Here is an 8,269-nt window from a genome sequence, read left to right as displayed (position 1 = left end):
CCGATACGACAAACTCCTCGTTAACTTCAGAGGATTCGTCATCATCGCTGCCATAACAATCTGGCTCAGATAGTTAATTCGTCACCACAGCCTAGGCAATTCCGGGACACGACGCGGAGCTTCCCGCCCGGATCAGGCAAAGCCACCCCGCTTCCGACAAGGACGGCGGGGGTATTCGTTGTCTGGAAGCGACGCTATCGAATTACCCTCGACGAGGGTTCAGAACTTGATCATGTCGATCCTGGTCAGCGTCGTCTTCTGGGAAACGCCGGGCGCATTGACCATGTGCCAGGCGACATATTGCTCGCCATAGAGTTCGGTGGACGACATGCCGTCCACGGGCAGGATGATATTCATACCGTTCAGCGCCGCATCGGTGGCGGTATCCAGAACCGCGCCTTCCGACGCCGTGCCGGTGACGATCACGGTCTTGATGCCCTTGTCGGCCAGGATGCTGCGCAGATTGGTGCCGATGAACTTGTCCGGACCGGATTTGACGATCGGATCGCTGGCGAGCGGCGCGAGCGCGGTCGCGATATCCTGCGGCTCACCGGCGCCGGCGAGGCTGTAGACCACGAACACACCCTTGGCGCGCGCCGCATCCAGCAAGGATTTGACCTTCGGAAGCGAGGCCAGGCAGCGCGGCTTGGTGTTCCTGTTGCACGGCCCCTTCGTGGGGTCCTGCGCGCCGTTGAAATCGAGCAGCAGGAGTGCCGTCGTCTCCAGATCCACCGTGACCGGCTTCAGCGAGGGTGCGGACGGTGGCTGCACCGTCTGCCAGTCGTCGATAATGGTCTGCGCGCAAGCCTGCGACGCACCGAGCCCGAGCAACCCGATGCCGCAAGCCAGGGCCGATTTCCGCATGATGCTGCCGATCATCTTCATGGCGTCCTCCTTCGACTCCGGCGCTTCGGCATCCAGCTAGAGCATTTCCGCCTTTCTTCGAATCGCGAAAACGCTCTATCTCTTTGTTTCAGCGCAATTGCGGACGGAAAGCGGCTCACGCACTTTTCCTGGAATTGCTCTAGGTCAAAAACGGCGGGTTGGTAACGAAACTCTTCGTGATCCGGGGATGGGCGGAACAATCGGCCCTGCGGTGCAGCGGGGAATATGCAAGCGGCCCGCGCATTTTTCCAAGGACAATCCGTCGTTGACAAATGGCGGGGAGACCATAGTCTTCGCCCAAGCCCTTGCGATCGCTACCATTCTTGCGGAGATGAGGATCATGCTGGCGAAATGCGCGACACGACGCCCCCTCCTGGCAGGCCTTGCCCTTTGCCTCTCGGCCTACGCGGCCATGGCGGCGCAGACGCTCGATCTCATATCGCAGAGGGGAAGCATCCGCGTCGGCTATGTCATCGACGAGGCGCCTTTCTCCTTCAAGAAGAAAGACGGCAATCCCACGGGATATGTCATCGATCTCTGCGGCAGGATCGCCGATGCGGTCGGGCGCACGCTGCCCCATTTGAAGCGGGACTATGTCGAGATCACCCTCGCCGACGGCTTCGATGCGGTGAAGAACGGCCAGATCGACCTTCTATGCGGCGCCATCACCATCAATCTGACGCGGCGCGAAAGCGTCGATTTCTCGCAACCGATCTTTCTGACCGGCGCGAGCGCGCTGCTGCGCAAGGATTCGCCCGACTATCTGCAAGTCCTCTTCCTCGACAAGCACCCTGCCCACGCGACCGACAGGAAATCGCCGCCGGCCAGCACCATCGGGGTGCGCGCCGACACGACAACGGGCGCGACGCTGCGCGCCGCGCTCGGCCCGGATGGGCCACAAACGCATGTCACGGATTTCGCCACGCATCAAGACGGACTGAGTGCTCTAGAGGATCACAAGATCGACGCCTATTTCGCCGATCGCGCCCTGCTCATCGGCCTTGCCGCCCACGCCCGCAATCCCGCCGCACTGGCAATCGGCAACCGCCTCTTCACCCACGAACCCTACGGAATCGTCCTCCGACGCGACGATTCAGCCTTCCGGCTCCTTGTGGACCGGACGCTTACCGAACTCTACCAGTCCAACGATTTTCCGAAGCTGCTGAAGACCTATTTCGGGGACGAGGGACCGGTTCTGAGAAGCGAGATTATGACGGGTTCGGTTCCGGAGTAGTCAGTTGCACTACGGGGTGAGCGTCGGCCTTCTGGCGATGGATAGTTGTCTTGATTTTAGTAGGGGATATTGGTTTCTGGGGCCTGAGTCCATGGAGGCTTGTAAATTCTCAGCCTCAAATCGGCCCTACGGCGGCAATTCGGCTTTGGGCCGAAAGCAGCATGTCAGCTTTAAGGCTGCGAACTGACAAAGCTGACAAGTTCTATCGTCGTCGAGTGACTTTACGACCATGCGTAAGTCATCACCTTTTTCCAGCGGAGTGACGTAACGCCATGCTTTACCGCATAGGATGCACCGAGTGTACAGGCATGCAGGTGGAAGATCCGCGCATTCTTGACGAGTGCTGTCTGCCGCGGCTCAGCGCCAAGGTGCTGCTCAACCAGGAAAATATGCGATACGTCGTTGGCTTGATCTTGCCCGATTAATTCTGTGACTGCGAGGACATATCGGTTGGGAATCACCTTTGTTTTTTCCAAATCGCGCGCGCCGTCGATTACCTCGGTTATCACCTGCTGGTAGAGTCTGTTGGCGTATCCAAACAGTTTCGAAGCGCGGCGATTGGTGTCTGCATCTCGCTGCTTCCCAGCACCGGCCCCGGTTTCGCCATAAGACCCACAAGACCTCAATGGCGTGCACTCGGACACGAAGTGCCGATACCGACGAACTTTGACGTTCGGGACGCAGCGATTGAAGCAAGCCGCCTTTTGCTAGATTTGGCTCCTTTTGACAAAACTGAGTTGGAGGAGCTGCTGAAAATCGCTCCACGTTTGCATCCTGACGATTTGAGCCGCTTAGTTGAGCAGATTGAGCGTTGGGCATCAGATGCTGACGACGAAGACAAGGCAGACCTCCGGAATGACCTCCGTCGTCGTGAGGTCATACGTATTTTCGAAGACGGCCAAGACGAGAACGACTTGGTGGTTGCTCTTCGCAGGATGGAAGCTGCGTTGGAGGCTGGAATTGCGACCGCCCGCCATCGCTGGCTTTTCGATAGTCCACACGTCGAGTGGCGATCTCTAATCGAAGATGAGGAGAAGGGACGCTTATCGTGGCAGGAACGGGATGCTCGCGTAAAGCGGAAGCGCATCGGGGCCATCATGGAAATCCGAGAGCAAGTGGGTGAGGATCAGGTCTTCGAGTTCGCGCTAAGTGTCAAGCACCCGGAGCTTGTCGCCCAGGTTCTGGTGCCGCCAGACGCCTCTCCGGAGGTAGCCGCGAAATGGGCAGCGCGCGCGCTCCAGCATCAACCGAGCGAAGCAGTCAATACCTTCCTTCGCCAAGTGCTCTGGACCTCCGGATGGGCCGATCTCAACTCAGTTGTGACAATTCTCTCTCAAACGGGTATCTTGAAGGATGCCGACATAAAGTATCGGTTAGCCGAGCACCTTCCTGGCCGCGCGCCTGGATGGAGAGTTGCTGAAGAACTCGGAAGTGATGTTGTTACCACTTATTGGAGGACTGTATCGGTCAGATTATGGGATGACACGCCATCGGAAGAAGGCGAATACGCCATAACAAAGCTGCTTGATGCGCAGCGTCCACGCTCAGCATTTGCTGCAGTGAGTCTCTCGCCCGATAGACTCTCTCCGGAGAAATGGGAACGCATTCTGGAAGCCATTGCGCATGGGCAGGAGCTGGATGGTCCATTTCCAGAGTCCTATCATTTGGACGAAGTGCTGAAACGCCTTGATGACTCTGACGAGATCTCAAATGACCGGATCGCAACTTTGGAACTGCCATTCGTACCGCTGCTATGCCGCTATGGGTATCGCCATCATCAAAGAACCTTGGCGGTGCATCGAAAACTGGCAAGTGATCCGTCGCTGTTTGTTCAACTGCTGTGTTGGCGCTATCGTCGCAGAGACGGAAGGGACGATCCAGAGCAGGAGGAGATATCATCAGATCGCCGGAAATTCCTTGCCGAACTGGCATCTCATACGTTTGAGGGCTGGAATAAACTTCCTGGGCTGAGCGAAGACGGAGAGATAATCGAGCAAGATTTCAACGTCTGGGCCGAAGAAGCGATGCAACAAGCAAGTGACGTAGATCGCAAGGAAGTTGCCGAAACCCATTTCGGAGCTTTGCTCGCACGCTTTGCACGCCACCGTCCTTGGGATGAATGGCTGCCGCTGGTGATATTGGACTTCTTGAACCGCTCTGAAAATGTGGGGCTTCGCGAAAAGTTTGATCTGGGCGTTCGAAATGCTCGTGGCATCACCAGTCGTGGGCCATACGACGGTGGCGAACAGGAGCGCAAGCTGGCGGGTCGCTATCGTGGACTTGCCGCACGATACGGAAATTCACATCCTCGCGTTTCAGCAGTTCTCATCTCGATTGCTGAAAGCTACGAGTGGGATGCCCGTCATCAGGACGAGCGTGCAGCTATAGGCGAGCGTTGGCATCCATAGGGATCGCCCTTCCTGCTGCTATGAATGATCCCTCGAAGTACATAATCGACCTTAGTGTAGTGCAAGAGGTACATACTCCCTCCATTCGCAATAAATCCCTCTCGATACGTATTTTATGAGCACTGCAATCAGAGATTATTTTCGGATGCGATCCTGCTCATCCGAGGAAATCATCAAGCGACTGGAACACGCCTGCTGTTTTCCAGAGGCTCCGGTTGCCCACCACGTAAAGAGCTTCCTTAGCCCTTGTCGCCGCGACGTTCAGGAGATTGGGGCGGCCACCCGCCCAACCGCGCGCGCCTCGCTGCTGCGCGTCCGGAGCACCCAAGATAAAGAAGACGGCGTCCGCCTCGCGGCCCTGAACGGTGTGGACCGTTCCGATGCGCTCCCTGACCCACTGATAGGGGGTTTCGACCCACCCCTCGAGCAAGCCGCTGGTACGCAACACTTCCCGCATACGATCCTGCACCACGACGAACGGGGTCACGACATAGAAGTCGGGAGCGCATCCTTTATCCCGTAGTTGGCGTAGCAGGCCAAGCAGCGCGTCGCCCTCCTGCGGGCACCATTTTTCCTGCCCCCGCCCCTCGACATTGATCCATCGGGAAGGACCGAGAATGTCCCGGATTGCGGAAGGTTTGGCTGCCTTCGCCTGCACCATGAGGTTTTCGTAGGCAATGGAATTGGAAATGCTGAACATCGGTTCAGCGCAGCGTCGATGAACGAGAAGAGGAACGCCAACTTCACGGGTTCCGAACTTTGTCTCGAAGGTTCCGTAATATTCCGTGGCGCTGTCGGCCAGTGTTTGCGCCGAAGCCCCGGGCGCGTTGTAAATCAGCGGATCGATCCCGAATTGCTGGCACATCGCTTCGGTCAACTGGTCAGGCAGAACGACAACCGGCTCTATCTGGATCGGATCGCCGACGACCATTGCTCGTTGAGTCCGCATCAATGCGCCCACGGCCGCCTGCGGTAATGCCTGGCCTGCTTCGTCCACAAGCAGCCAGCCGAAAGATTCGGGTCCGATTTTACCGAACATGCGGGAGACCGAAGCAAACGTGGTGGAAACCACCGGCACCAGGAGGAACAAGGTCGACCAGAGATCAGGGATCAGCGCGTCCTTTTCCGGGCTTCCTAGCGAACGCGTACCGAAGCCATCCATCAGAACATTGAGATTATGCCGGATCGGCTTTGCGGCGCCGTCAACAAACGCCTTATGCAATGCCATCGCTGCTTCGAAAACATCGTTGCGCAAACGTGCGGTAGCCGCATCCAGCCAGGGCGCACTCTTCTGTTTATCCTGATGACGCTGGTCGAAAAATTCTTCCGAAATGAACGTGCCGGGATATCGGCCGGCAAGGTCTTCACATGCAATTCGTTCGCGCCTGAGCGTCTCGGTCAGTTCAATGACCGAAGCCTGCATTTTTTGCAGCTCGCCGTTCGCTCGCGCAAATTCCGACCTTTTCGTCTCAGCATCTGCCGACAGACGCGAAAGCTCTATTTTCTCTGAGGTCAGGCTTTTCAAGAGGGTATCGTATGCCTCGTGCCATGAACGATAAGCCTGCGTGCCGAACAGCCGGCTGAGAAAACCGGGCCGTATGCTCCATAAAGCGGCTCGATCCTGATCCAGTGCTTCCACATTCCGCTTCTGGACATCAAAAGCGGACACCGCTTTTCCGGCGTTCTCCACTAGTTGCGCCAAAACCGGGTGCATTGCCTCGATTTCGACGGCGAGACCGTCAACCGTCTCCTGCTTTTGCCGGATCGATCGTAAAAGATCATGAGCCTTCTGCAACTCCGCCAGTGCCGATTTCGAAGATGCCGCTACCTTGCGAAAATGCTGACGGGCTTTTCTCCAGCGCCGCAGGGCCTCATCATGATCCTCCGGTGCGTTTTCCTTGACGATGACCTGCGGCGGTCTTTGCTTCGTTCCTGTCTCTGTTTTCTCAGTGATCAGTTGAGGATTACCGCTGGCCTGCTGCAAATACCTCTGCAGCCCGACATCGTCGTCCCACCAGAAGGTTTGCCGGAAATCGCTTCGGTTCTTGCCATTGCCGAGCACTGCAGCGACCGCGCCCCAGGTGTCGCGTTCCAACAGGGCGTCGGATACAGTCTTGAAATATCTCAGACCGCCGGCGTCACCTGCTATCGCTTGCATGGCTGGCAGCTCGGCGCTGACATTCTCGACGGCTTTGTTGTTCGAGGAGGCAACGATTATCTCATACCCCCTGATCTTGTTGTCCAGGCGATAGAGGTGAACGAAGGAAGCTCCCTTCTTCAACCTCTGACCGGAATGGATGAAGGCGCTTTCCGGCTCGTCATAGGAGGAAAGAATTTCAGCCCGCTTGGTGACAAGCGCGGCGATGACATCGCGAAGAAGAGTTGTTTTTCCCGTACCTGGCGGACCGTTCACAGCAAGAATACCGTCCGTCTTCAGGTCGTGAAGGGCAAGATTGACCGCGCATTGCTGAAGGAGAGCAAGCGGATGCCGGCCGTCGCCCGGCCATGATCCCAATGGAAATTTCCGAGGCTCGAGCGCTTCCGAAAGCGCCTCGTTGTCCTTCATGAGGTTTCGGCGACCGCGTGGCTTAAGGACGCCCAGATAACGTTTGAGATTGGGCGTCGCCTTACCGGAAACTACAAGAGCGCGTGCCGCTGCCAGATCATCAAGGAAGAACGAATTGAGCAGAATTGCTTCAGGCGGGTCCTGCAGCTTGAAATACTGATACGACCGAACGGCAAACGCCGGTGGCCTGACAAATTGTGCAGGTAGGCCGATGGTCTGCACCAGCCAATCATAAGTGTCTTGAATTATCTTGCGGGTGAGCGGCAGCGGATTTCCGTCCTTGTCGGCACTCACAATTTTTGCCGCCAATCCCTCCACAAGCGACTTTTCCGCCTGCGACCATTGTCCGAGATCAATCAGCCTACCACCCAATGCCACGGGTATTCCCCAGCCGAAGCTGGAAATGGAAACGGCTTCGCTCTCGACCGGACGCCCTTCCCGGTCCACCATGATCGTGGCGAGCACGGCTTCTCCACGCGCTTGCGGCCGCTCCGCCCGGCTGTCGGTATAAACCGCTAGCAACGCCGAGACGGCGGCTTCCATGTCAATGCTGCCGAGAATGACTTGGTAGTAAAGCTTTTGGTTAGGGGGAGCTTTCTCGCCACCATTCTCCCAAGGCAGCGCGTCCTTATCGATTTGGGCGATACGATATCGAGCGCCGCTCGCCAGATCCTCGGGCTTTCGGAACGACGGAGGAGACAAGACCTCCATCGCCGTCCACGCCAGCAGGATGCTTCCCGGATCACTGCCGACAGGGGGGCGTTCGAGGATAGGACGGATTGTTATCGCCGGGGCCGGCACTGGTCCGGGAATAGGAGAGGCCAGGCGCTCTGCTGGTGTTGCGGCAGCAACAATCGGGCCTTCCACAACCGGTTCGCTGATATCGACGCGCGAGGCAGATCGTTGAGCGATTGTTCCCCGAGCCTGCATCGCCCGCTGCCTTAGCTCCTGCGCGCGCTGGGTTTTTCGCTCGGAAAGCTCTTCAAGCAGGCCGTCCAAAAACTTTGGATCATCGCGTCGTTGATCGAACAGCTTTTCAAGCTCTACTACGCCCTTTTGGATCAGCGGTCTTTTGGACATGGAAAATATTCGCAAAATTACTACTCGGCCCAATTTGCCACCAGAAGCTGTGTGAAATCAACAGGCATGCCTTTGAACTGCTGGATCGGCGCATTG

General features: G+C 57.2%; 4 protein-coding genes. 2 read left to right on the top strand and 2 right to left on the bottom strand.

Translation table 11 applies throughout. The features are described from left to right. Positions 1-219: 219 nt before the first annotated feature. On the bottom strand, positions 220-885 hold the full coding sequence (locus FHX11_RS29700; protein ID WP_184364967.1) for an isochorismatase family protein: 666 nt from the start codon (positions 883-885) through the stop codon (positions 220-222). A 340-nt stretch (positions 886-1,225) separates the two neighbouring features. On the opposite strand from FHX11_RS29700, the gene FHX11_RS29695 reads away from it, so the two are divergent. Both FHX11_RS29695 and FHX11_RS29690 read left to right on the top strand, forming a co-directional pair. Continuing rightward, on the top strand, positions 1,226-2,119 hold the full coding sequence (locus FHX11_RS29695) for an amino acid ABC transporter substrate-binding protein (RefSeq protein WP_184364964.1): 894 nt from the start codon (positions 1,226-1,228) through the stop codon (positions 2,117-2,119). A gap of 704 nt (positions 2,120-2,823) precedes the next feature. Next, a complete protein-coding gene (locus FHX11_RS29690; RefSeq protein WP_184364962.1) occupies positions 2,824-4,527 on the top strand; it encodes a hypothetical protein in 1,704 nt (567 codons plus the stop codon). A gap of 157 nt (positions 4,528-4,684) precedes the next feature. Here the strand turns inward: FHX11_RS29690 and FHX11_RS29685 are convergent, their stop codons facing one another. Further along, positions 4,685-8,173, bottom strand: a complete 3,489-nt coding sequence (locus FHX11_RS29685; RefSeq protein WP_184364960.1) for a DEAD/DEAH box helicase — start codon at positions 8,171-8,173, stop codon at positions 4,685-4,687. Between the last annotated feature and the right edge of the window lie 96 nt (positions 8,174-8,269).

Origin of the sequence: Rhizobium sp. BK602 (assembly GCF_014195095.1) — a bacterium.
Lineage (GTDB): Bacteria > Pseudomonadota > Alphaproteobacteria > Rhizobiales > Rhizobiaceae > Rhizobium.
Note: the sequence above shows the minus strand (reverse complement) of the source record. Positions and strands in the feature narration are given on the sequence as shown.

Bases quoted from the DNA above. Each gene is read 5' to 3' on its own strand.
- FHX11_RS29700 (WP_184364967.1), bottom strand. From the start codon at position 885: ATGAAGATGATCGGCAGCATCATGCGGAAATCGGCCCTGGCTTGCGGC.
- FHX11_RS29695 (WP_184364964.1), top strand. From the start codon at position 1,226: ATGCTGGCGAAATGCGCGACACGACGCCCCCTCCTGGCAGGCCTTGCC.
- FHX11_RS29685 (WP_184364960.1), bottom strand. From the start codon at position 8,173: ATGTCCAAAAGACCGCTGATCCAAAAGGGCGTAGTAGAGCTTGAAAAG.